20 protein-coding genes are annotated in these 22,679 nt (G+C 71.5%); 6 read left to right on the forward strand and 14 right to left on the reverse strand.

What is annotated here, in order from left to right:
* Positions 1–52 precede the first annotated feature (52 nt).
* Both OHA19_RS04275 and OHA19_RS04280 read right to left on the reverse strand, forming a co-directional pair.
* On the reverse strand, positions 53–1,228 hold the full coding sequence (locus OHA19_RS04275; RefSeq protein ID WP_405722050.1) for an amidohydrolase: 1,176 nt from the start codon (positions 1,226–1,228) through the stop codon (positions 53–55).
* A gap of 79 nt (positions 1,229–1,307) precedes the next feature.
* Entirely contained in the window at positions 1,308–1,508 is a 201-nt protein-coding gene (locus OHA19_RS04280) for a hypothetical protein (protein ID WP_405719806.1), read from the reverse strand.
* A gap of 187 nt (positions 1,509–1,695) precedes the next feature.
* Between OHA19_RS04280 and OHA19_RS04285 the strand changes: the two genes are divergently transcribed.
* A complete protein-coding gene (locus OHA19_RS04285; RefSeq protein ID WP_259928902.1) occupies positions 1,696–1,851 on the forward strand; it encodes a hypothetical protein in 156 nt (51 codons plus the stop codon).
* A gap of 234 nt (positions 1,852–2,085) precedes the next feature.
* On the forward strand, positions 2,086–2,856 hold the full coding sequence (locus OHA19_RS04290; RefSeq protein WP_405749435.1) for a DUF6193 family natural product biosynthesis protein: 771 nt from the start codon (positions 2,086–2,088) through the stop codon (positions 2,854–2,856).
* 68 nt (positions 2,857–2,924) lie between these two features.
* Here the strand turns inward: OHA19_RS04290 and OHA19_RS04295 are convergent, their stop codons facing one another.
* The gene (locus tag OHA19_RS04295; RefSeq protein WP_405749437.1) at positions 2,925–4,010 is read right to left on the reverse strand and encodes a CU044_5270 family protein; all 1,086 of its coding nucleotides are present in this window, start codon (positions 4,008–4,010) and stop codon (positions 2,925–2,927) included.
* Positions 4,007–4,711, reverse strand: coding sequence for an RNA polymerase sigma factor (locus OHA19_RS04300; RefSeq protein WP_405719799.1), 705 nt, complete (start codon positions 4,709–4,711; stop codon positions 4,007–4,009). Before OHA19_RS04300 ends, OHA19_RS04295 begins: the two co-directional genes overlap by 4 nt.
* 141 nt (positions 4,712–4,852) lie before the next feature.
* On the opposite strand from OHA19_RS04300, the gene OHA19_RS04305 reads away from it, so the two are divergent.
* Both OHA19_RS04305 and OHA19_RS04310 read left to right on the forward strand, forming a co-directional pair.
* Entirely contained in the window at positions 4,853–6,418 is a 1,566-nt protein-coding gene (locus OHA19_RS04305; protein WP_405719797.1) for a serine protease, read from the forward strand.
* Between the two features lie 211 nt (positions 6,419–6,629).
* Positions 6,630–7,664, forward strand: coding sequence for a metallophosphoesterase family protein (locus tag OHA19_RS04310; protein WP_405719795.1), 1,035 nt, complete (start codon positions 6,630–6,632; stop codon positions 7,662–7,664).
* A gap of 63 nt (positions 7,665–7,727) precedes the next feature.
* Here the strand turns inward: OHA19_RS04310 and OHA19_RS04315 are convergent, their stop codons facing one another.
* From OHA19_RS04315 to OHA19_RS04335, 5 genes are all read right to left on the reverse strand, one after another.
* Complete coding sequence (locus tag OHA19_RS04315) at positions 7,728–8,687, reverse strand: ABC transporter substrate-binding protein (RefSeq protein ID WP_405719793.1); 960 nt, start codon at positions 8,685–8,687, stop codon at positions 7,728–7,730.
* Positions 8,680–10,683, reverse strand: coding sequence for an ABC transporter permease subunit (locus tag OHA19_RS04320; protein WP_405719791.1), 2,004 nt, complete (start codon positions 10,681–10,683; stop codon positions 8,680–8,682). Before OHA19_RS04320 ends, OHA19_RS04315 begins: the two co-directional genes overlap by 8 nt.
* A gap of 94 nt (positions 10,684–10,777) precedes the next feature.
* On the reverse strand, positions 10,778–11,827 hold the full coding sequence (locus OHA19_RS04325) for a glycine betaine/L-proline ABC transporter ATP-binding protein (RefSeq protein WP_405749439.1): 1,050 nt from the start codon (positions 11,825–11,827) through the stop codon (positions 10,778–10,780).
* Entirely contained in the window at positions 11,824–13,350 is a 1,527-nt protein-coding gene (locus OHA19_RS04330; RefSeq protein WP_405719787.1) for a GMC family oxidoreductase, read from the reverse strand. Before OHA19_RS04330 ends, OHA19_RS04325 begins: the two co-directional genes overlap by 4 nt.
* Before the next feature lie 182 nt (positions 13,351–13,532).
* Positions 13,533–15,020 (reverse strand): aldehyde dehydrogenase family protein, encoded by a 1,488-nt coding sequence (locus OHA19_RS04335; protein ID WP_405719785.1) that lies wholly within the window; start codon positions 15,018–15,020, stop codon positions 13,533–13,535.
* A 218-nt stretch (positions 15,021–15,238) separates the two neighbouring features.
* Here OHA19_RS04335 and OHA19_RS04340 point away from each other — a divergent pair, with 218 nt between their 5' ends.
* Together OHA19_RS04340 and OHA19_RS04345 are read left to right on the forward strand one after the other, a co-directional pair.
* On the forward strand, positions 15,239–15,964 hold the full coding sequence (locus OHA19_RS04340) for a dienelactone hydrolase family protein (RefSeq protein WP_405719783.1): 726 nt from the start codon (positions 15,239–15,241) through the stop codon (positions 15,962–15,964).
* Positions 15,965–16,082: 118 nt separating this feature from the next.
* Positions 16,083–16,484: a hypothetical protein gene (locus OHA19_RS04345; RefSeq protein WP_405719781.1), complete on the forward strand. Its 402-nt coding sequence runs from the start codon at positions 16,083–16,085 to the stop codon at positions 16,482–16,484.
* A gap of 35 nt (positions 16,485–16,519) precedes the next feature.
* Here the strand turns inward: OHA19_RS04345 and OHA19_RS04350 are convergent, their stop codons facing one another.
* From OHA19_RS04350 to OHA19_RS04370, 5 genes are all read right to left on the reverse strand, one after another.
* Positions 16,520–17,233: an SGNH/GDSL hydrolase family protein gene (locus OHA19_RS04350; protein ID WP_405719779.1), complete on the reverse strand. Its 714-nt coding sequence runs from the start codon at positions 17,231–17,233 to the stop codon at positions 16,520–16,522.
* A gap of 68 nt (positions 17,234–17,301) precedes the next feature.
* Positions 17,302–18,132, reverse strand: a complete 831-nt coding sequence (locus OHA19_RS04355) for a sugar phosphate isomerase/epimerase family protein (protein ID WP_405719777.1) — start codon at positions 18,130–18,132, stop codon at positions 17,302–17,304.
* A 151-nt stretch (positions 18,133–18,283) separates the two neighbouring features.
* The gene (locus tag OHA19_RS04360; RefSeq protein ID WP_405749441.1) at positions 18,284–19,711 is read right to left on the reverse strand and encodes a chondroitinase-B domain-containing protein; all 1,428 of its coding nucleotides are present in this window, start codon (positions 19,709–19,711) and stop codon (positions 18,284–18,286) included.
* 135 nt (positions 19,712–19,846) lie between these two features.
* Positions 19,847–21,277, reverse strand: a complete 1,431-nt coding sequence (locus OHA19_RS04365; RefSeq protein ID WP_405749443.1) for a polysaccharide lyase 6 family protein — start codon at positions 21,275–21,277, stop codon at positions 19,847–19,849.
* A gap of 47 nt (positions 21,278–21,324) precedes the next feature.
* Positions 21,325–22,662: an alpha-L-fucosidase gene (locus OHA19_RS04370; protein ID WP_405719771.1), complete on the reverse strand. Its 1,338-nt coding sequence runs from the start codon at positions 22,660–22,662 to the stop codon at positions 21,325–21,327.
* Positions 22,663–22,679: the final 17 nt, after the last annotated feature.

Genomic DNA, 22,679 nt, shown 5'->3' on the forward strand with positions numbered 1-22,679 from the left:
GAGTGAGGGTTGAGGGGCGGGGCTGTCCGGAATGGCCTCGCCCGTCGCCCCGTCAGAGGCCGGCGTCGCGGTGGGTGGTGTCGCCGTCCACCACGGTGAGCAGGACGGGAAGGCCGGCCAGATCGGTGGCGGGCGTGGCGAGCGGGTTCTCCGCGAACACGGTGAGGTCCGCGCGGTGGCCGATGGCCAGGCGCCCCGACTCGTGTTCCGCGCCTGCCGCGATGGCCGGGTTGAGGGTCATGCCCTGGAGCGCTTCGAGGGCGGTGAGCGCCTGTCCGGGGTTGTGCGGGGGCCGGGTGAGATCGCGGGTGGGGCGGCGGTGGCGGGCTCCGGCCATCACCGTGAGCGGAGGGTAGGGGGCGACGGGCCAGTCGGAGCCGAGTACAACGGTGGCTCCCGAGTCCCACAGGTCGCGGCAGCGCCAGGCGTGCGCGGCGCGCTCCTCGCCGAGCCGCCGGGACCAGTTGTCGGTGTGGTCGGCGCGGGTGAAGTCGCAGCAGTGGGTGGGCTGCATGGACGCGATGACGCCGAGCTCCGCGAACCGGCGCAGGGTGTCGTCCGGAACGGTCTCGATGTGTTCGATCCGGTGCCGTACGCCTCGGTACTCCTCACTCGTGGCCGCCTCCACCGCGTCGAGGACGTGGCGCACCGCGGCGTCGCCGATGGCGTGGGTGGCGGTGGGGGCGCTCGGCGGTGCGGCCCGCTCGACCAGTTCACAGGCGGCGTCCTCCAGCAGCAGCCCGGTGGGGCGGCCCGCCTCGTCGCACACGATCTCGGCGGACTGCTCGAACCGGCGGGGCCCGTCGACGCCGGCGAGCTCCAGCGCACGGCGGCTGACGATCATGGAGTGGGCGTCGAAGAGCAGGAGGAGGGCCGGGACGCCGTCCAGGACCGGTCCGATGGTGGCGGATGCGACGGGCCGGTCACCGAAGACGTTCGGGTCCAGACCCCAGCCGTGCAGCCATGCCCCGGGCGCCAGCGATCCGGCCTCCCGCGCCGGGGCCCGACGCACCTCGTCCAGGGTGGCGCAGCCGGACAGGTCCAGGCCGTGGGTGAGCTCGGCGTCCATGAGGGGGTGGAGATGGCCGTCGACGAAGCCGGGTGTCACGACGGCGCCCTTGAGGTCGATCACCGTGGCCGCCGGTCCGGCGAGGGCGCGGGTCCGCCGGTCGTCGTCGAGTGCGGAGATCCGGCCGCCGGAGACGGCAAGGGCGGTCTGCGGGAGCAGTTCGCCGGTGCCGACGTCGAGGAGGCGGGCGGAGAGCAGTACGAGGCCGGGGTGCACGGGCGGACTCCTTGAGTGCTGGTCAGCGGGTGACGAAGAGAGCGACGGTCCGGCGCGCGGGGTGTTCCGGCAGGGCGCCGTCGGCCGGATCTGGTTCGCGTTCGGCCGTGGTCTTCCGGTTCACCTCTCGGTGGCAGCTGCCGCTTTCGGCCTCGGCCCGGGCTCCGAGCCCGTCCAGCCCTTCGGCCGGGGCCACCGCGGCGGCCGGGTCGACGGTTGCCACACGTCGTTCGGCCGGCGACTTCCGAGTTCGTGGCCCGTGAACTCCTGACGTCATGAATCCGACGCTATTGAGCGTGCGACCAATAGACAAGCGGGGACGCCCGACCGCCCGCATCCGGCCCGGCCGCCGACCGGACGGACGCGATAGGCTCGACCTGTAGGCAGGCGTTCCGACCACGGAGGCTGCCATGAAGGAGAACATCGAGTACCCCACTCCGTCGCAGGCCGAGGGCGAGAGGCTGGACGAGGACAGGGATCCCGCCGAGGAGCGGCACCCCGCCACCATGCGCACCCAGCCGTCCCAGGCCGAAGGCGAGCGCCGCGGGGAGGACGAGGAAACCTGACACGGGCGGTGGGCCGGAGCGCGGCCGTCCCCGCCGGAGCGCGGCGAGGCGGCTGCGAGCCGGGTGAGCGGTCGGTGCTGGAGTACGAGGCTGACACGGGCGGGCCCGGCGTGAGCCCCGGCGCCTGCGTCGAAGCGGATCGAGGTCGGCAGCGGCTTGGGCGCGCCAGGACTTCGGGGTGGGGAGAAGGGTGGACCTCACGCCCGTTCCGCGGCTACGGCACAATCAAGGGCTGTGGTCACGCACCCTGATCCAGCCGATCTGTATCCCGACGTCGCGGCGCGCGGCAGTCTGGCCGCGGCGCTGCGAGCCTTGGCGGACGAGAGCGGCTTCTCCCTCTCCGTGACGTCCTCGTCCACCGACCCCTTGCGCCATTCCTCCGCCGAGAGCGGGCTGCCGTACCGCAAGGCTCTGGTCATCAGCGCGTGGGCGGTCGAGCGGCGGTGGTCGATTCGCGGCGAGGAGCCTTTCGAGGGCAGCCCGCTCGTCCAAGGAGAGACCGACGACTTGGCGCAGGTCGCCCGCGCCGCGCAGGCATGGCAGGCCGGGGCGGCGTTGAGCGACATCCGGGAGGCCGCGCCCTTCGTGCGCCTGACCGGCCGCTTCGACGTACCCGAGCCCGATCCCGTGCGCCTGACCGAATCCGAGTGGCAGCGCATGCGCACGGAGGCGGGCGAACAGGATTGGCCCACGCACCACGCGCTCGTCGAGGCGGCCTACGCCGAGCCGGCACTGCGGGCCCTCTACCCGTTCACCAGCCACTGGGCGCTGCGCTTCTCGACCACCACCCGCCCACGCCTGACCATCATCGGGCCGTGCCTGCTCGCGGGTCGCGTCGGCCAGGCCTACAAGGTCAGCAAGGGCTTCGCGGGCGCGGGTCTGCTGGCCGAGGTCACCACCGCACAGGAGGCTGTGGCTGCCGCGGTGCGCCATCTGCCCGCCGGCCCCGGACCCGTCACGTTCGGGGCGTTCAACAACGGGAGCCGGAGCGGATCCGGTACCTGAGCTCCGCGGCCGGCCGGGTCAAGAAGGCTCCTCGGTCGAAGAAGGCTCCTCGGTCCCTCCTTTCCGCCTCACGGCGCGGGCGTCTTGCCGACGCTGTCGACGGCGGCCCTGGTAAGGACCGCGGAGGTGCCCACGACGGTGCCTGCCGGACCGGCGTCACCGGCTTCGGCGAGCACCGTGCGTTCGCCGAGGAAGGCGTACGTGCTCCGGTCGAAGATCCACTGCGTCTGCTGCCCGTGTGCCGTACGGGCGACGGCGACGCCTTCGCGTCCCGTCGCGTCGTCGGCCGCGCGGATCACGGTGACGCCGGGGATCTTCGCGGCGGCCCGGTAGAGCGCCGCGCCGGCCTCCGGGGGTGCCCATGTCTCGGCCAGCAGGTCACCGATCGCGGTGAACGCTCGCTGGTCCGGGTCCTGGCCTTCTCCTCGGGTCTCGTCCCGGATCAGTTCGAGCAGGGCGTCGGGGTCGGTGGGCAGCGATGCGACGTATGCGTGGGTCGGGTTGCTGATCGACGGGTCCGAGGCGTGCAGGGTGCTCGGCCGGGGTGTCGCCCCCGGGCCGTCCAGGATGCCGACGGGGCCGTCGGTGCCGAGCGGGGTGGCGGGCTCGCCCGCCTCGCGCAGCAGACCGGCGCGGCTGCCGTCGGCGGACAGCCAGACCTGGCGCCTGTGCACGGGCGGCATGCTCACGGGGCCTCCCCCGGCGCTCTGCCCGGCGTAGGCGACCTTGCTCTCGATGTACACGAACTGGTCGGCGCGGACCGTCGGCCGCTTCTCCTCGGCGGCGGCGAGCGCGATGCGGTCCAGGAGCCGCGTCGCCTCGGGTGCTTCGGTGGCGCCGCCACCCGGGACCGCGGTGGTGCCGCGGCCCGGGGCGTCCGCGAGGTTCACCGCCACCACGCCGCCGACCGCCAGTGCGCAGACGACGGCCGGCACCGCGAGCCGGACGAGGCGCCGGCGCGGGCGCGTGGCCCGGACGGCGAGCCTGCCGGAGGGTCCGGCCGGGGCGGAGTCGGCCAGCAGCGCCTGCCGCAGCACCAGCTCACGGCCGGGGGCCAGGCCGGGGACCGGGGGCGGAGGCAGCAGGGTGGTGAGGCCGAGGCGTTCGTCCTCCTCGGACGCGTGGTCCGAGGGGTGCCGCGGGGCGGTGTTCATCCGTGGTTCTCCTGGCTGGACGTGCGGACCGCGGGAAAGCGGCCCGGGACGGGGTTGTCGGGGGTGGTGCGGGGGCCGCCGCCCTCCGCCGGGCCGGGTACGTTCCCCGGCCGCGCCGGTGACCCTGCGGAGCCGGGACGCCCTGCTCGCCCGGTCCGCGGGCGGGTGGCCCGGACCTCGGCGCCGGCGAGTTCGCGCAGCCGGGCACGGGCGCGGGAGAGCCGTGAGCGGACGGTGCCGACCGGTACGCCGAGAGCCTCGGCCGCTGCCGCGTAGTCCAGGCCCTCCCACACCACGAGGGTGAAGACCTCCCGGTCGCGGCGCCGCAGCCGGGCGAGCGCGGTGTGCGCTGCGCGCAGTTGCTCGGAATCCGCGAGATGCGTCACGAGGTCGTCGGCGAAGTCCGGAACGGAACCGCGTTCCGGGACGCGGGCGAGGGCGATCTCACCGCGGCGGCGTGCGCGTGCGTTGCGGCGCATGATGTTGGTGGCGATGCCCAGCAGCCACGGGCGCAGACTGTCCCCGTCGGGGTGCAGCTTCTCCCGGCTGCGCCACGCCTCCAGGAAGGCCACCGAGACGACGTCCTCGGCCTCCGCCCAGTCGCCGGTCACGCGAAGCGCGTAGCGGTACAGCACCTGGGCGTGCTCGTCGTACAGCTCGCCCAAGGCGCCGCGGTCCCCGCGGCGGAAGCGATCCCTCATGAGTGATTCCACACTCTGCCCTGCCACGTGCGTTGCGCCGGTTCCCGTGACGTGCGCCACATGCGTTGTCCGGCGCCGTGACCTCGTCCCGATGTGACACGGCTCACCGGAACTCCGGGGCCCGGCGGCGCAGTGCAGGTCATGACCAATTCTTCCGTACCCCGCCGGAGCGTCCTGCGGACCATGGCTCTCGCCGTGGCCGTGGCCGGATCCACGACGACCGCCTGGAACACCACGGCCTTCGCCGCGGAGCCGCAGACGTACGCCCTCACGATCGAGCACCTCGACCGCAACGGCCGGCCGACGGGGGCCTACGAAACCACCGTCACCGGAATCTCCGGTCCTGGTGCCGCCGAGGAGGTCCATCCGTACGACGCCTCCGGCACGACCACCGTGCGCCTGCCCAAGGGCCGTTACCTGCTGAGCAGTGCCCTGTCGGCCGGTGACGGCTCGGGCGGCACGGACTGGATCGTCCAGCCGCGGCTCGACCTGGACCGTGACACCACCATCACCGTCGACGCCCGGACCACGGCGCCCGTCGACGTACGGCCGCCCGACCGCTCGGCGGGCTTCCTGCACAGCGCGATGGTCGTCGAGGTCAGGCACCGGGGCGCCGAACGGCTCGTCAACCTGATCTCGTCCTCCGCGAATCTGCGCGTGGCGCACCTGGGTCCCGACGCCGAGTCCGGATCGGTGAAGCAGTGGTTCGACTCGTACTGGACGACCAGGACCGCCGACTACGGGCTCGGCTACATCTTCACCGGCGCCCGTGCCCTGACCGGCCTCACCCGGCACCCTTCCGTCAAGGACCTGGCCACCGTGAAGGTCCTTGCCGCCGCCCTCCCGGGCACCGCGGGGACGGGGTCCGTCGACCTGCAGCCGAGTGCCGGGCTGACCGTCGGGGTCTCCCAGGCCCTCGCGACTCCCGCCACCGCCACCTACCTCGTGACACCGGAACGCGGTACCTGGGACATCACCTACACGGCGCCCCGTGCGCCCGGTGGGGCGGCGAACCGGTACAGCGCCGACGGTGTCGCCGTGCGCGCCGGATCCACGACCACCCATGTCTTCGACAACGCCGTCTTCGGCCCCTGCCTCGCCGGCCGTCCCGGTGTCGTGCGCGACGGGGACAGGCTCACCGTCGATGTTCCGCTGCTCGCGGACGGCGGCGGCCATGTGCCGTCCTCACCGCCGTACGCCTCGGCATCGACGACACTGCACCGCGACGGCGTACTCGTCGGGACCCGGACCGAGGCCCCCGGGCGGGCCGAGTTCACCGTGGCACCGGGGCGCGCGACGTACCGGATCACCAGTACGGTGAAGCGCACCGGTGCGCCCGGCACCGCCACCGGTGTGACCGCGTCGTGGACCTTTGTCTCGGACACGACCACCGGACCGGCCCCGGTCGCGGTGAGCGTCGTCCGGTTCTCCCCCGTGCTCGGCCCGACCGGCACCGCCGCGGCGGACGCGGTGATCCGGGTCCCCGTCACCGTGCAGGGCGCCGCCGCGGAAGGACGCGTGCGCGCACCGGACGTGTCGGTTTCCATGGACGGCGGCACCTCGTGGAGCCGGGTGCCGGTCGAGAGCGGCGCCGTTCTGATCCACAACCCGGGCGCGGGCACCGGTGTTTCCCTGCGCGCGGAGCTGACCGACACCAGGGGGAACACGCTCACCCAGACCATCGTCGACGCCTACCGCACTCAGTGACCGGAGCTCTTCCCGTTCGTCGCGGAGTCGCCGGAGCGCCTGCGGCCGTGGATGAGACCCGCGGGACGCGGATGCTCTGACACCCCCGCTGGAATCAGCCAGATCGCACAGTTCAGGCCACGGTCATCCGTGATACCCCGCCGGGCCATCACGAGCGGCGACACTCCCTCTGTCCCATTCGCACGGGGGCGTACAGACGGAGGAAGTTCCGATGGATCGCAGATCGTTCATGGCCACCACAGGCACCGCGTCCCTGGTGGGCGGTGCTCTCGCCGCCGGCGCCGGGCTCGCGGCGCCGGCGGCCGAGGCCGCTCCGTACCGGCCCGGCAAGGGCCGGACGGTCCGGTTCAACATCATCAGTGACATCCAGGGCGATCTGACGGACTTCGGCAAGGCCCTCGACGATCTGCACCGCGTCAACCCCGACAGTGCGGGCCTGGGCATAGCCGGCGACATCACTCCGCGCGGCTACGACTTCGAGTACGCGGCGGTCCGCCAGACCCTTGAGCGGCACCCGCACCCCAAGAACGTCGCCTGGGCCATCGGCAACCACGAGTTCTACGTACCGAAGTACAGCGACCCCAACACCCTCGCTCAGGCGACCTGGCCCAACGGCACTACGGAGGACTCCCTCTTCCGCAGCTTCTACAACTTCGCGGGCCGCAACAAGGTCTACTCCGAGACGTCGTTCGGCGGCGTGCCCGTGCTCAGTCTCGGGACCGAACGCTACTCGCACTACCACGACGCGAAGCTGTGGGACGAGGTGTGGATCAGCGACGAGCAGTTCGCCTGGCTGGAGGACCGTCTCGCGTACTGGGCCCGCCGCCGCAGGCCCGTCATGGTGATGACCCATCACCCGCTGCCCAACACCGTGTCGGGCACCCACAACAAGCTCTACCTCAACGACTATCTGCAGCCCGACCGGCTTCTGTCGATCCTCGGCCGCCACAAGGACGTGTTCCTCTTCTCCGGGCACACCCACTGGGACCTCAACCTGTCCGACTGGGTGGTGCGCCGGGTCGTCCCCGGTACCGGCAACCTCGAAGGCTTCACCGTCGTCAACACCGCGGCCGTCCAGGTGGGCTGGATGGACGACGGCAAGGGCGGCGAGGTCTCCCTGGGCGATGCCTTCAACCAGGGGCTCCAGGTCGAGGTCGGTTCCCACTCCGTCGTCATCAAGGCCCGTGACTTCACCACGGGCACCTGGCTCAAGCAGCTGACGGTACCGCTGCACACCAGCGCCTGACCTGCCGCAGCGCGTATGCCGTGCCGCACCGGAGTCCGGTGCGGCACGGCATACGCTCGCGGCTCACTTCGGCAGCCACGCCCGCCAGATGGACCCGTTCTTCTTCACCCAGCGCTCCGCGGCCTGTTCGGGCGGGAGCTTCTGGTCCGCGATCATCAGCGCCACCTCGTTCTGGGCCCGGGTCGTCCAGTGGAAGTTCTTCAGGAACTCGGCGGCCCGGCCGCCCGCGTCGGCGAACCGGGCGTTGAGGAACTTCCGCAGCGGAGTGTGCGGATACGCGCACGCCACCTTCTCCGGGTCGGCGTCGCAGCCCTCCTCGTACGCGGGCAGCTTCACCTCCGTCATGGGGACCTGCTCGAACAGCCACTGCGGCTTGTACCAGTAGGTCAGGAAGGGCTTCTTCTCCTTGGCGAACTGCTTGATCTGCGTGATCTGCGCCGCTTCGGAGCCGGAGAAGACCACCTGGTAGTCCAGGTCCAGGTTCTTCACCAACGCCCTGTCGTTGGTGACGTACGACGGTGAGCCGTCCAGGAGCTGGCCCTTTCCGCCGCTCTCCGCCGTGCGGAGCCGGTCGGCGTACTTGTTCAGGTTCTTCCAGTCCGTCACGTCCGGGTTCGTGTCGGCGAAGTACTTCGGCACGAACCAGCCGATGTGGCCCGTCACACCGAGTTCCCCGCCCGGCGCGATCGTCTTCTTGTCCGCGACGTACCGCTGCTCCTGCTCCGGGTGGCCCCAGTCCTCCAGGATCGCGTCGACGCGGCCCTGGCTGAGGGCGTCCCAGGCGGGGACCTCGTCGATCTGGACGGTGTCGACGCGGTACCCCAGCTCGTGTTCGAGCAGGTACTCGGCGACGGCGGCATTGGCCTGCGCGCCCACCCACGACTGGACGGACAGCGTCACGGTCTTCGCGCCGTGGGCGTCGGCGTACGGGGACGCCTGCTTGGTCATGTCCGCCGCTCCGCAGCCCGTGAGGGCCGTCAGGCCGAACGCCACGGCAGCGGCGGTGATGGTACGGCTACGCATTCCGGGTCTCCTTTCCGGCAGGCTGGGTGACCCGGTCCAGCATCAGCCCGAGGCACACGATGGCCGCGCCCGCCACCAGCCCGGTCGCCAGGTCGCCCTGGGCCAGCCCGAACACCACGAGGTAGCCGAGCGCACCGCCGCCGACCAGACCGCCGATGATGACGACGGCCAGGACGAGGACCACGCCCTGATTGACGGCCAGCAGCAACGCGGGCCGGGCGAGCGGAAGCTGGACCTGGCGCAGTTGCTGCCAGCCGGTCGCCCCGAGCGAGCGGGACGACTCCATCACGACCGGGTCCACGGCCCGCATGCCCTGCGTGGTGATGCGGACGACGGCGGGCAGCGCGTACACCACGGCGGCGGCGACGGCGGGTGCCCGGCCGACGCCGAACAGCGCGACCACCGGGATGAGGTAGACGAACTGCGGCATGGTCTGGAAGACATCGAGCACCGGCCGCAAGAGCCGTTCCAGGCGTGGGCTGCGCGCCGCGGCGACACCGGTGGCGACACCGGCCAGAAGTGTGACGGCGACCGCGGCCAGCACCTGCGAGAGGGTGTCCAGCGCCGGTTCCCACGCCCCGAGCACCCCGATCACGGCCATCGCGAGCACGGCGGTCAGCGCGGTGCGCCAGGTGCCGATGAGCTGGGCCAGGACCGCCACCAGGAGCAGTACGGACCACCAGGGGAGCCACTGCAGGCCGTCGCGGACCGGGTCGAGGACCCAGCCGGTGAAGCGGGCGGCCCAGTCGGCGGTGCCACCGACGACGGGCACCCCGGAATACAGATGTGCGGTCATCCAGTCGACAGCTCGGTTGACGGGCGCGGCGATGTCGAGGGTCCAGGCGTCGGGCCACGACAGCCGCCCGCTGTACCGTCCGGCGAGCGCGACGGCGACCGTTCCGGCCGCGGCGACGGCCCAGCCGAGGCCCGTACCCGTGCCCGGCCCCTGGGAGGGCACGGCGCCGATCCGCTCCCCCGCCGCGGCGGTGACCCGGTCGAGGACGACGGCGAGCAGTACGACCGGCACACCGGCGGCTAGCGCGGCGCCGACATCCACGGAGGCCAGGGCCTGGTACACGCGGTCGCCGAGTCCGCCCGCGCCGATCACGGACGCGATCACGGCCATCGAGAGCGCCATCATGATCGACTGGTTGACGCCGAGCAGCAGTTCCTTGCGGGCCAACGGGAGCCGGGCGGTCAGCAGCCGCTGCCGGCCGGTCGCGCCGAGCGACGCCGCGGCTTCCATGACCCCGGCGTCCGCGCCGCGCAGCCCCAGCGCGGTCAGCCGGGCCATCGGCGGGGCCGCGTAGACGACGGTGGCGAGGACGGCCGCCGGGACGCCGATACCGAAGACCAGTACGACCGGGAGCAGATACGCGAACGCGGGCAGCACCTGCATGGTGTCGAGCACGGGGCGCAGTGTCCGGTGCAACCGGTCGGACAGTCCGGCGGCGAGCCCGAGCAGTGCGCCGAGCAGCACGGAAGCGGTGACCGCGACGGTCATCAGGGCGAGGGTCTGCATGGTGGGGACCCACATGCCGAGCAGCCCGCACACGGCGAACGCGGCGACGGCGGTGAGCGCGGGGCGGACGCCCGCGAGGCGCCAGGCGACGAGCCCGGCGGCGGCGGTGACCCCGGCCCAGCCGGCGGCGAGGAGCACGAGGTAGACGGCGCGTACGGACAGTACGACGGCGTTGCTGATGTGGCCGAAGAAGTACAGGAAGAGCGGGTGGCTGTCCCGGTTGTCGATGATCCAGTCGCTCGCGTCGCCGAGCGGCCCGGACAGGTCGACGGCGAGGCGCGCGGGCCAGGTGCCGCCGCCCAGGAGCAGGGTGCCGAGGAGGAGCGCGACGAGTGCGGCGGCTGCGACGAGTGCGGTGCGGTTGCGGGTGAGGAAGTCGCCCGGCCGTGTGCGTACCGAGGAGGTGCCCGCCTCGGTACCGGTGTCTCCCGTGGTGTCTGCGGTGGCGTCCGTGGTGGCGGTGGTGCTGCTCATCGCGGGCGCCTCCGCGTCGTGTGCGGGCCGTGGGCGGGTGCGGCCGGTTGCGCGGAGCGGGGGCCCGGCGGGCCCCAGGTGGTGTGTGCGGGCATCAGGCCGCCTCCTTCCGCGGGGCGAGCCCCGCCACCACACCGAGCAGGTCCGCGGGGCCGACGACGCCCACGCAGCGGCCGTCCTCGACGATCCGGGCGGTCCCGCCGCTGCGGACCACGGCCTCGATGGCCTCGTGGACCGTCGCGCCGGGGGCCAGCGCCGGGCCGCTGTCCGCCTCGGCGGCCTCGGCCGGGCGCATCGCCGTGCGCACGGTCATGACGTGTTCGCGCGGCACGTCGCGGACGAAGTCGCGTACGTAGTCGTCCGCCGGGGCGCCCACGATCTCCTCGGGCGTGCCGAGCTGCACGATCCGGCCGTCCCGCATCAGCGCGATCCGGTCGCCGAGTTTCAGTGCCTCGCCCAGGTCGTGCGTGATGAAGACCATCGTGCGGCCCTCCTCACCATGCAGCCGTACGACCTCCTCCTGCATGTCGCGCCTGATCAGTGGGTCCAGCGCGCTGAACGGCTCGTCGAACAGCAGCACTTCGGGGTCGACGGCGAGTGCGCGGGCCAGCCCCACCCGCTGCTGCTGGCCGCCGGACAGCTGGCCGGGGCGGCGGTGTTCCAGGCCTTCGAGGCCGACCTTGGCGACGAACCCGGCGGCCCGCTCCCGCCGTTCGGCGCGCGAGACGCCCTGGATCTCCAGCCCGTACGCGACGTTGTCGATCACCGACCGGTGCGGCAGCAGCCCGAAGTGCTGGAAGACCATGGCGGCGCGGTGGCGGCGCAGTTGGCGCAGCCGTGACGCGTCCATCGAGAGCACGTCCTCGCCGTCGATGGCCATCGAGCCGGAGGTGGGCTCGATCAGCCTGGTCAGGCAGCGCACGAGCGTCGACTTGCCGGAGCCCGACAGACCCATGACGACGAAGACCTCGCCCTTGCGGACGTCGAAGGACACATCCCGCACCGCGGCTGTGCAACCGGTGCGGTCACGCAGCTCGGCGGGGGCGACAGCGGAGAGAACCGGATCCTTCGGCACCCGTTCGGCCTTCGGGCCGAAGACCTTCCACAACTCGCGTACGGAGAAGACTGGCGGCTCGGCGTTCATCGGGCATTTCCTCCCAGGAGGTCCGCACATTTCTCCCCGATCATCAGCACGCCGATCATCGGGTTGACGGTCGTCATCGTCGGGAAGACGGACGCGTCGGCGATCCGGATTCCCTCCAGGCCCCGGATCCTCAGATCGGGTGACACCACGGCGAGTTCGTCCGTCGGGGCTCCCATTCGGCAGGTCCCCGCCGGGTGGTAGACGGTGTGCGCCACCTTGCGCGCGTACTCGCCGAGCTCCTCGTCGGAGGTGACCCCGGGCCCCGGGCAGACCTCCCGCTTCAGCCAGCCGGCGAGCGGCTCCTGCTCCGCGATGCGGCGTGCGACGCGGATGCCGTCGACGAGGGTGCGGCCGTCGTAGTCCTCCTCGTCGGTGAAGTACCGGAAGTCGAGGGCGGGCTTGACCTCGGGGTCGGCGCTGGTCAGGTAGAGGCGGCCGCGGCTGCGGGGCTTGGGGATGTTGGGGGTCATCGACACACCGTGCACGGGCCGCTCGTACCCCAGCCGCTCGGGGTTGTCCGTGAACGGGATCTGGTAGAAGTGGAACATCAGGTCCGGCCCGTCGGCGTCCGGGTCCCTGCGCACGAACAGGCCCGCGTCGCTGTCCATCGCGGAGTTCTCCGGGATCGGCCCGTCGGTCTCCCAGACGATGACGGATTCGGGGTGGTCGAGGAGGTTCTCGCCGACGCCCGGCAGGTCGTGCACCACGGGGATGCCGAGCTTCTCCAGATCGGCGCGGGGCCCGATGCCCGAATGCAGCAGCAGCCGGGGGGTGTCCACGGCGCCCGCGCAGACGAGCACCTCGCGCCGGGCCCGTACGACGTGCTCCTCGCCCTCCTTGGTGCGCACACGCACACCGGTGGCGCGGGTGCCTTCGAGTTCCAGCCCGAACGCCCAGGTCTCCAAGGCGATATGGAGGTTGGGCCGGTCCAGGAACGGGTGCAGATACGCCACGGAGGCGGAGGAGCGCTTGTTGTTCTCCGGGTGGTACGCGAGGTCGAAGAAGCCGACGCCTTCCTGGAACGGCTTCTTGTTGAAGCCTTCGATGCGCGGCACGTCGAGTGCGGTCCGCGCGGCCTCGACGAAGTCCCGGGCGATGGCGTTGCGGTCGGCCTCGTCCACGGGGACGATGTTGTTGCGCAGCCGGGCGAAGTACGGGTCCATCGATGCCGCGTCCCAGCCCTCGGCGCCCGCGTCGGCCCACTCGTCCCAGTCGGAGGGCAGCGGCTTGAAGGCGATGAGGGTGTTGTGGGACGAGCAGCCGCCGAGCACGCGGGCCCGGCTGTGGCGGATGTGCGAGTTGCCTCGGGGCTGCTCGGTCGTCGGGTAGTCGTAGTCCAGTTCACCGCCGAGCAGACCCATCCAGCGGCGCAGGGTGAGGACGTCGTCGCGTCCGACGTCGCTGGGACCGCCCTCGATGACGGCGACGGTGGTGTCGGGGTTCTCGGTGAGCCGGGAGGCGATCACCGATCCGGCGGTGCCGCCGCCGATGACGACATAGTCGTAGACGTGGTTGTCGGTCATGTGCTGGTTACCTCTGCTCCGTTGTGTGCGTTGCGTCGGTTGCGTACGGGTGCGCCCGCTGCCCGCGCGGCATGCGTCGCGGGTGTGTGTGTCCGCTGCCCGCGCGGGCATGCGTCGCGGCCGTGACCGCTGTCCGTGCGGGCATGCTTCGCGTGCGGCAGGTGCGTCGCGCCGCGTGTGCTTCAGCCCGCGAACCAGCGCACGGGGCGCGGAGCGAGGTTGTGGTAGATGTGTTTGGCCTCGCGGTACTCGGCGAGTCCGGTCGGGCCCAGCTCGCGGCCGATGCCGGACTTCCCGAAACCACCCCATTCGGCCTGCGGGAGGTAGGGGTGGAAGTCGTTGATCCAGACGGTGCCGTGGCGCAGCCGCCCGGCGACGCGCCGGGCACGGCCGGCCTCGGCGGTCCACACGGCGCCGGCGAGTCCGTACTCGGTGTCGTTGGCGAGAGCGACGGCCTCCTCCTCCGTGCGGAAGGTCTCGACGGTCAGGACGGGGCCGAAGACCTCCTCGCGGACGATGCGCATCCGGCGGTCGCACCGGTCGAGGACGGTGGGGCGGTAGAAGTAGCCGGGGCCGCCAGGCCGTTCGCCGCCGGCCCGGAGAACGGCGCCGTCCTCGATGGCGGACGCGATATGGTCCTCGGTCTTCGCAAGCTGCTGCGCGGAGACGAGCGGCCCGCATTCGACACCCGGGTCGGTGCCCCGGCCGAGGCGGATCCGCTCGGCGCGGCGGGCGAGTTCGGTGACGAACCGGTCGCGCAGCGACTCCTCGACGATGAGGCGGGATCCGGCGGAGCAGACCTGACCGCTGTGGATGAAGGCGGCGTTGAGAGCCTGGTCGACGGCGGTGTCGAAGCCCTCCTCGGTGGCGCAGGCGTCGGCGAAGACGACATTGGGGTTCTTGCCGCCGAGTTCGAGGGCGACCTTCTTGACGGTGTCGGCTGCGGCCCGGGCCACCTTCGTACCGCTGGCCAGGCCGCCGGTGAACGAGACCAGGTCGACGTCCGGGTGCTCGGCAAGGCGGGCCCCGACGGTGGCACCTGCGCCGGTGACGATGTTGGCGACGCCCTGCGGCAGCCCGGCCTCCATCAGGAGTTCGATGAGTGCGACGGTGGTGAGCGGGGTGATCTCGCTGGGCTTGACCACAAAGGTGTTGCCCGCCGCGAGTGCCGGGGCGATCTTCCAACTCGCCTGGAGCAGAGGGTAGTTCCAGGGGGTGATCAGTGCGCACACCCCGACGGGCTCATGAACGACGACGCTGTGGACCTCGTCGGTCCCGGCGTCGACGACACGTCCGCCGCTCTCGTTCATGACGAGGTCTGCGAAGTAGCGGAAGGCGTCACGCACGCAGTCGACATCGACGCGCCCCTCTTCGAGGGTCTTGCCGGCGTCCTGGCTCTCCAGGGCACCGATCTTCTCCCGGTCCCGCTCCAGCAGGGCCGCGACACGACGCAGCAGGTCCGCCCGCTCGGCCACGGGAGTACGCGGCCAGGATCCGTCGTCGAAGGCAGCACGCGCGGCGGCGACGGCGGCATCGGTGTCGGCGACGTCGCCCTCCGACACAACGGCGAAGACCCCTGCGTCGGCGGGGTCGATGATGTCGCGCGTGGCGCCGGAGACGGCCGAACGCCACTCTCCGCCCACGTGGATGGTCTGTTGTGCTGCCGACACGTCGTATTTGGCCTTTCGGTTCCGGATTGCTTCGTGCGCCGGTCCTACCCCGGCGAACTGGCCCCCTGCCCCGGGTCCGCGAAACCATTCCCCGCTGTTCACGGAAAGTGACCCGCCTCACGTGCCGGTGCCGGCCCGCCGTATCGTGCGGCCGCACCGTTGCGCCTGCGGTGGAACACCGGACCGACCGGGCTCGACGGTCACTACAGTCCGCTCTCATGACAACAGTTACGACGCGCGGGGTCGAGTACCGGGCCGACGGCCTGACGATGATCGGACACCTCGCACTCCCGGCCGGTGCCGAACGCCGGCCCGCGGTCCTGGTCGGGCCCGAAGGGATGGGTCTCAGCGACGTCGAGCGCCGCCGGGCCGACGCCCTGGCCGAGCTGGGATACGTGGCGCTGGCCTTCGACCTCCACGGCGGGCGCTATCTGGGCGACCCCGAGGAAATGCTGGCCCGTTGCATCCCGCTGCTCGCCGACCCCGACCGGATGCGGGACATCGGCCACGCGGCGCTCGACGTGCTGCGTGCCGAACCGCGGACCGACTCCGACCGGATCGCCGCCGTCGGCTACGGCACCGGAGGTGCGATCGCGCTGGAACTCGGGCGCGACGGTGTCGACCTGCGCGCGATCGGGACGGTCAACGCACTGACCACGGGCCGGCCGGGCGAGGCGGCGCGCATTCGCTGTCCGGTGTGGGCCGGGGTCGGCTCGGAAGACCCGATCATGCCGCCCGCGCAACGTGACGCGTTCACCGCCGAGATGCAGGCCGCGGGCGTCGACTGGCGCCTCGTGGTCTACGGCGGCGCCCTGCACGCCTTCCACCACCCGACGGTCGGCCACTCCGTGCCGCCCGGCGTCGGTTTCCACCCACGGCACGCGCAGCGAGCCTGGCGCGACGTCGTCGGCCTGCTCGCCGAGTGCCTTCCCGTGACGGGGTGATCCGGACGGCCGCCGAGTGGGTCGCGGATGGTCATGCGCGTGAGGCTCACCGGTAGGGGCCTGCTGCGATGATGGGCACGATCACTGCACCGAACAGACATTCGTTGGAGTTTCCACCGTGGACAGATTCGTCCTGGGCGGCACGGACTTCGCCGTCGACCGATCGGCGTCATCGGTCGAGCCGGCGCCGGACGGCACGGTGACCATCGAGGTGTGGGGAACGGACGAGGCCTTCGAGGCGCAGGGTGACACGGGCCCGTTCGCCTGGGTGACCCGCCCACCGCGGCTCTACCTCACGGCGGTTCCCGCCGTCCGGACCGGTGACGTGGCCACCGTGGCGTTCGACGACGGCATGGCCGACCTGTACGACATCGGTCTCTACCTCCATGAGCGCGGCGACGTCATCGGCGAACTGACCGTCGACCCGGCCCGCACCCTGCGCATCAGCGGTTCGGCACAGGTCAACGGACGTGCGGAGTCGATGGATGTGCAGGTGAGCCTCCCCCTGCTCGGCGCGTAGGAGAAGGCCCGGGGTCCGCCGCGCCGCCGACCGACCTACCGTCGCAGGTCCAGGGCAACCGCGGCGGAGTCGACCGCGGCGAGCCAGGCATCGGCGATGATCCGGTGGCCGGCAGGGCTCGGATGAACGCCGTCCCGCGCCAGCTCCGCGGCCTCGTGCTGCTCGGCGGCACGGCGGAACGCGAGGTCCGCGCGGACCAGTTGGGCCCCGTTGGCCGTCGCGGCACGGATGACGGCTTCGGTACGGGGGGTGAGGTCCTCGAACCAGTCCTCCTGGTCCGCGGAGACCGGAAGCAGGAACGGGGTGATGACGACCAGTCGGGCGGACAGTTGCCGCGTGGTCTCTGCGAGAAGGCGGTCGAGGCATTCCTCGAACTCGTCGACCGGGCTGGCGAGCCCGCTGTCGTAGCGCCGCCAGGTGTCGTTGATGCCGATCTTCACCGTGACCACGGTGGGCATGTGATCGATGACGTCGGTGGTCCAGCGGGCTTCGAGGTCGTACACACGATTGCCGTTGAGGCCCTTGTTGATGACGGTGGGCCCGGGTCCGCCGCTCGCCCGGCCCTGCAGGGTCCGCGCGATCTCGTGGACGTATCCGCTGCCCAGCGATGCGGAGTCCGTACGGTCGCGGCCCGCGTCGGTGATGGAGTCACCGATGAAGAGGAGGGTGTCCGTCGCCTCGATGTGCGCGTCCGCGCTGTGCTTGTCCTCGATGTGCGTGTCCGCGACACGCTTGTCCTCGATGTGCATGGTGCCGTCCTGACGGTGGGGTGGTGAGTCGGTGACCGCTGGTCGAGTGTGCCGCATGCGCCGGAGTCCTACCGAAGCGCCTCCTGGGGAAGCGGCCCCGTGCGAGGTGCCGCCACGCGCCGCAGAGTCGCGGCCTCGTCCGCCAGCACCGCCGGGTCGTCGCCGGGCACGAACTCCAGCAGCGCGTCCATCGGGACGCGCCGTTCGTTCAGCAGGCCGAAGACGCCGGCCCACAGGTCCGCACGCTCGGCCAGCCGCAGCCGGTGGTTGCCCGGCCACCACGAGAAGACATGCACCGCGCTGACCCGGTCGACGAGCTGGGAGAGCCCTGCCAGCGCCTCCTCGTCGGGAGCGTCGAGCGGCGGCTGCCAGTAGGTACGGAGATTGTCCGCGCCGACCTCGTCCAGCAGCCGGACCGTCGAGGCGACGGTGTCGGTGAGGGTCTTCGAGTGGAACTCCAGCGCGAGTTCCAGTCCGTGGTCCGCGCCGATCCGGGCCGCCTCCCGCAGACAGGCCGCGGTTTCGCTCCGCTCCTGCGGTGTGGCGGCCGCCGATCCGAGTGCACCCGCCCAGACCCGTACCCGTGGCGCCCCGAGGAGGACCGCGGCACGGGCGACCCAGGGAAACGCGGCCAGTCCGTCCTGCGTGGCGCGGAAGTAGGAACCGTACGAGCAGCAGGTGAGACCGTACCTGTCGCAGGCCCCGCGGGCCGCGCGGAGCGCGTCGGGCTCCGTCGGAGGCGCGTGCACGTCCGCCCCCCACTCGACCGCTTCCAGGCCCGCGTCCGCGGCCCTGCGCGCGACCTCGGCCGCCGGCAGCTGCCGGAAGGTGACCGAGCACAGCCCCGGGCTGGCTACGGTGGTGCCCGGGGTTCGGTCCCGGCTTTCGCTGCCTGTCACGGCGTTGCCTTCCTTCGGCCGCCTCGCGACGGCTCTCTTCCGCGAGGCGGTGCCTCGCCCTTCCGTGGAGCCCGGCCCCGGCCTGCGGCCGGGCGGGCGGGCTCCACGGACGGACCTTCTCACCGGTGGTGCCGTCACCGCCGGTGTCACCTCACGATGCGTTCGGACCGACGTCCGCGGCGGTGAGGGGGTGCCGCAGAGCGACCGCGGTCGAGTACTCGTCGGCGCCGATGTCCCGCGTGCTGCCTCGTGTGTCGCCGTCGATGTCGTCGGCCACGGCCGGGCTGCCCAATGTGGCCGCGCCGATCGCCGGGCTTCCCGCCGACAGCCGGGCGACGCCGTCCGTGCCGGTCACCAGCCTCGGGTCGACGCGGGTGTAACCGCCGGCAGGGATGTTGCCGTCGGCAGCCGCACCCCACAACATGTTGCTCTGCCAGGTGAAGCCGCTGGTCGCCCCCATCGCGACGAGGCTGCCCTTGTCGCCGACGATCAGGTTGTCGGCGATGACCACGTCCTGGGGCTCGTACGTCCGGGTCTCGCCCGAGAGCGAACCGGAGTTGCCGATCAGTGTGTTGTGCACGATGACCGCGCGGTCACAGGCGTCGTTGCCGCGCCTCTCCTCCTCCGTCTCGCCCGAGTTGTGGTCGCGGGTGGTGCCGCTGCCGACCACCAGGGCCCGGCCGGACAGTCCGCTGAGGTAGTTGTTGACGATGCTGTGGTCGTTGCCGTACAGCCGTACGCCCTCGCTGCCGCCGATCAGGTAGTTGCCCTCCACCCGGGAGCGGTTGCCGTGCCGCAGCACGATTCCGCCGCGGCTGTTGCGGATGGTGTTGTAACGGATGATGTTGTCGGAGGACTTCACCGAAATGGCTTCGGGGTCTCCGTCCGCGTGCTCGAACAGGTTGTACTCCACGACCGCGTGGGCGCTGGACAGCGCCCGTCCGCTGACGCCGAGCCGGATCGACTCCCCGCCGTTGGAGCCGGCGAAGCTGTGGTTGGAGAAGTGGTTCCTGAGGATCTGGAGGTTCTGGGCCATGGCGGTCGAGCCGGAGCCGTCGACGACGAGGAAGATTCCCGCGGTGGTCTTGTCGTGGAAGTGGTTGCGGTCGACCTTCGAGTCGTTGGACCGTACCAGGAGCCAGTACGGGTCACCGGTGTCCACGAACTGGAAGTCGTTGCGAGTCATCCGGATCGACGAGCAGTTCGCCGGGAGTTCCATCGTGGTGCTCTGCCGGAAGGCGGAGCCACTGACGGTGATGTTGCTCGAATCGGCGAAGACGAAGCTGCGTTCGCCGCGCAGCACCGCACCGCCACGGGTCTTGGAGACGATGGTGATCTGCGCGGCGCTGGTGCCGTTCTTGCCGGACACATCGATCGCGCCCCCCGACGGAACGGTGTACGTGCCGTCGGCCACGATGATCCGGTCACCGGGTACGGCGGCGTTGATCGCGCTCTGGAGTTCTGCCAGGGAGCCGACCTGCTTGTCGGCCGCCGAGGCGTCGACCGACATCGAGGTGCTGAGGGGCACGGCGGCGAGTGCTGCCACCGCGGTGCCCCTGAGGAACGTGCGTCGTTGCATGGTGCCTCCTGTGGCGACAAGGACGTGACGGGCCGGTCCGTACAGCCCCCGCAGCTGGACGTGCCTGAGCCAGGCGATCGGCGGTGGGGACAGCCGGGGCGGACCGGACCGGCTGTCCCGCTCGGACGGACGAGGTCAGCGGGCGTCGGGGCCGACGTCGGCGGTGGTCAGTGGGCCACGCCGGGGCGGCCGGAGCGAGTACTCGTCCGCACCCACGTCCGGGTGCCGGTCGCGCCGCTGTCCGTCGATGTCATGGGTGACCGGTGGCCGGCGAAGCGTGCCCGCGTCGATCACCGGGCTGCCGGCGCCCGGCCGGGTGGTGCCGTCCGGGCCGGTCACCAGCTTCGGGTCGACGCGGGTGCAACCGCCGGAAGGAATGTTGCCGTCGGCGGCGGCACCCCACAGGATGTTGCCGGACCAGTCGAAGCGCACGGTGTTCGCCATCGCGACCAGCTCGCCCGAGTCCCCGACGAACAGGTTGTCCGCGACGGTCACATCGCGCGGCTCGTGGGGGCGCTGGCTCTCGCCGGAGAGTGTGCCCTTGTTGTTCACCAGGGAGTTGTGCGCGATGAGGACCCGGTCGGGTGCGTCGTTGCCGCGGCGGTCGTCGGGCGACTCGCCGGGCAGGTGGTCGCGTTCCGAACCGCTGCCGATCACCATGGCCCGCCCGGAGAGGCCGGCGAGGTGGTTGTTGACGATCACATGGTCGTTGCCGTAGATACGTACGCCTTCCGTACCTGCGACGAGGTAATTGCCGTCCACCCGGTTGCGGTTGCCGTGCCGAAGGACGATTCCGCCGAGGCTGTCGCGGATGGTGTTGTGCCGGATGATGTTGTCCGAGCTCTTGACCGAGATGGCCTCCGGGTCGCCGTTGGCGCGTTCGAACAGGTTGTACTCCACGACCGCGTGGGCGCTGGACAGTGCCCGGGGGCTGACGCCGAGCCGGATCGGCTCTCCGCCGTTCGAGCCGGCGAAGGTGTGGTCGGAGAAGTAGTTCCTGAACACGTGGACGCGCTGGGCCATCTCCTCCGTGCCCGCGCCCTCGATCCCGAGGTAGATGCCGAGTGTGGATTTGCCGTGGAAGTGGTTGTGGTCGACCTTGCTGTCGTCGGCACGCACCATCACCCAGTGCAGGCCCTCGATGTCGGCGAGCTGGAAGTCGTTGCGGGTCAGCCTGATGTGCGAGCAGTTCGGGGGGATGTCCAGGGTGCTGCTCTGGCGGAAGGTGAAGCCGCTGAGCGTGATGTGGCTGGACGCGTCGAGGACGAAGCTGTGTTCGCCGTCGAGGACGACGCCGCCGCGGGAGGCGGCGACGATGGTGATGGGCGCGCGTTCGGTGCCCTGCTTGTTCCGGATGGTGAGGGGACGGTCCGGCGGAACGGTGTAGGTGCCGTCGGCCACGACGATGCGGGTGCCCGGCCGTGCCCGGTCGATGGCGGCCCGGAGCTCGTCGAGCGAACCGACGGCGGCCGGGGCCACCGCGCTCGCGGTCGGGAGACCGCCGGTGGGGGCGAGGGCGAGCGCCGCCCCTGCCGCGGAAGCCATGAGGAACGTGCGGCGTTGCATGGTGCCTCCGTGAGTGTGGTGGTGGATCGTGAGGGGCGGGGCCGGTGTCAGGCGCCGGCCCGGTCGGCCGGAGTGTCCAGGAACAGTTCGATGACCGGTACCGGGGTGTCGGGGCGCTGGACGGGGATCTCGAGAGTGAGCGTTCCGGCGGGCTGCCCGCCCATCTCCGTGTTCATGGCGGGCCGGTCCGGCTCGATGTGGACCTGGATGATCTCGGAGGCGTCGTTGAGCAGTTGGGCGTAGCGCACCCGGCCGGCGAGCCCCGGCAGGTGCAGATGACGCAGCGGCCAGGCGAACAGGTGGACGTAGAGCCGGTCGCCGCGCTGGGTGTACCGGCACTCGGCCGGGGCGGTGTACGGGGACGGGCCGCAGCCGCGGACCGACCGCTCGTGCAGGTCCATCCACCGGCCGATCTCGCCGAGGACGGCGACGGAGCGCGGTTCCAGCTCGCCGCGGCCGGTCGGGCCGACGTTGAGCAGCAGGTTGCCGCCCTTGGACACACCGTCGACGAGCATGCGGATCAGCAGGTCGGCGCTCTTGTGGTCCAGGTTGTCGCGGTCGTAGCCCCAGCTCCCGTTGAGCGTCTGGCACGCCTCCCACAGCACGGGCCGGCCGTCCTTGGTCATGGGGCCGGAGGGCTGGTACTGCTCGGGCGTGATGAAGTCGCCGGGCAGGCCGGTCCTGTCGTTGACGAGGATGTGCGGCTGGAGTGCGCGGACCGTCTCCAGCAGCTTCGGGGAGTCCCAGTCGTCCGGGCCCTTGCCGCCCCACCAGGTGCGGCCCGCGTACGAGAAGTCGAAGAACAGGTAGTCGACACGTCCGAAGGAGGTCAGCAGCTCGCGGACCTGGCCGTGCAGATAGCGCTGGTAGTCGCGGATGTCGCGGTCGGCGGCCGCGGCCTTGAACTCCTCGTCGTCGCGCTGCGGATGGGTGCCGTCCACCGGGAAGGACGGGTGGTGCCAGTCGATGAGCGAGTAGTAGAGGCCGACCTTGAGCCCTTCGGCCCGGCATGCCTCGACGAAGGGTCCGACGAGGTCGCGGCCGTACGGGGTGTTGGTGACCTTGTACTCGGTGAGGGCGCTGTCCCACAGGCAGAAGCCGTCGTGGTGCTTGGTGGTCAGGACGACGTACCGCATGCCCGCCGCCCTCGCGGCCCTGGCCCACCGGACCGGGTCGTAGCGGTCGGGGTCGAAGTGGTCGAAGTAGACCTGGTACTGCTCGTCGGTCAGCTTCTCCCGGTTCTTGACCCATTCGTGCCGTGCGGCGAGCGAGTACAGGCCCCAGTGGACGAACATGCCGAACCGGTCGGTGGTGAACCAGGTGGTGTCCGGGGTCGTGGCGGGTGCGGAGGGGTACGCCGACGGCGTCTCAGCGCTCGGGGTCATGGGGCATCGTTCCTTGT

It is taken from the genome of Streptomyces sp. NBC_00012, assembly GCF_045040875.1.
Taxonomy (GTDB): Bacteria; Actinomycetota; Actinomycetes; order Streptomycetales; family Streptomycetaceae; genus Streptomyces.

Coding starts and splice junctions, on each gene's coding strand:
- OHA19_RS04310 (WP_405719795.1), top strand. CDS start 6,630: ATGGATCGCAGATCGTTCATGGCCACCACAGGCACCGCGTCCCTGGTG.
- OHA19_RS04325 (WP_405749439.1), bottom strand. CDS start 11,827: ATGAACGCCGAGCCGCCAGTCTTCTCCGTACGCGAGTTGTGGAAGGTC.
- OHA19_RS04330 (WP_405719787.1), bottom strand. CDS start 13,350: ATGACCGACAACCACGTCTACGACTATGTCGTCATCGGCGGCGGCACC.
- OHA19_RS04350 (WP_405719779.1), bottom strand. CDS start 17,233: ATGCACATCGAGGACAAGCGTGTCGCGGACACGCACATCGAGGACAAG.
- OHA19_RS04295 (WP_405749437.1), bottom strand. CDS start 4,010: ATGAACACCGCCCCGCGGCACCCCTCGGACCACGCGTCCGAGGAGGAC.
- OHA19_RS04360 (WP_405749441.1), bottom strand. CDS start 19,711: ATGCAACGACGCACGTTCCTCAGGGGCACCGCGGTGGCAGCACTCGCC.
- OHA19_RS04285 (WP_259928902.1), top strand. CDS start 1,696: ATGAAGGAGAACATCGAGTACCCCACTCCGTCGCAGGCCGAGGGCGAG.
- OHA19_RS04305 (WP_405719797.1), top strand. CDS start 4,853: ATGACCAATTCTTCCGTACCCCGCCGGAGCGTCCTGCGGACCATGGCT.
- OHA19_RS04365 (WP_405749443.1), bottom strand. CDS start 21,277: ATGCAACGCCGCACGTTCCTCATGGCTTCCGCGGCAGGGGCGGCGCTC.
- OHA19_RS04370 (WP_405719771.1), bottom strand. CDS start 22,662: ATGACCCCGAGCGCTGAGACGCCGTCGGCGTACCCCTCCGCACCCGCC.
- OHA19_RS04315 (WP_405719793.1), bottom strand. CDS start 8,687: ATGCGTAGCCGTACCATCACCGCCGCTGCCGTGGCGTTCGGCCTGACG.
- OHA19_RS04300 (WP_405719799.1), bottom strand. CDS start 4,711: ATGAGGGATCGCTTCCGCCGCGGGGACCGCGGCGCCTTGGGCGAGCTG.
- OHA19_RS04340 (WP_405719783.1), top strand. CDS start 15,239: ATGACAACAGTTACGACGCGCGGGGTCGAGTACCGGGCCGACGGCCTG.
- OHA19_RS04320 (WP_405719791.1), bottom strand. CDS start 10,683: ATGAGCAGCACCACCGCCACCACGGACGCCACCGCAGACACCACGGGA.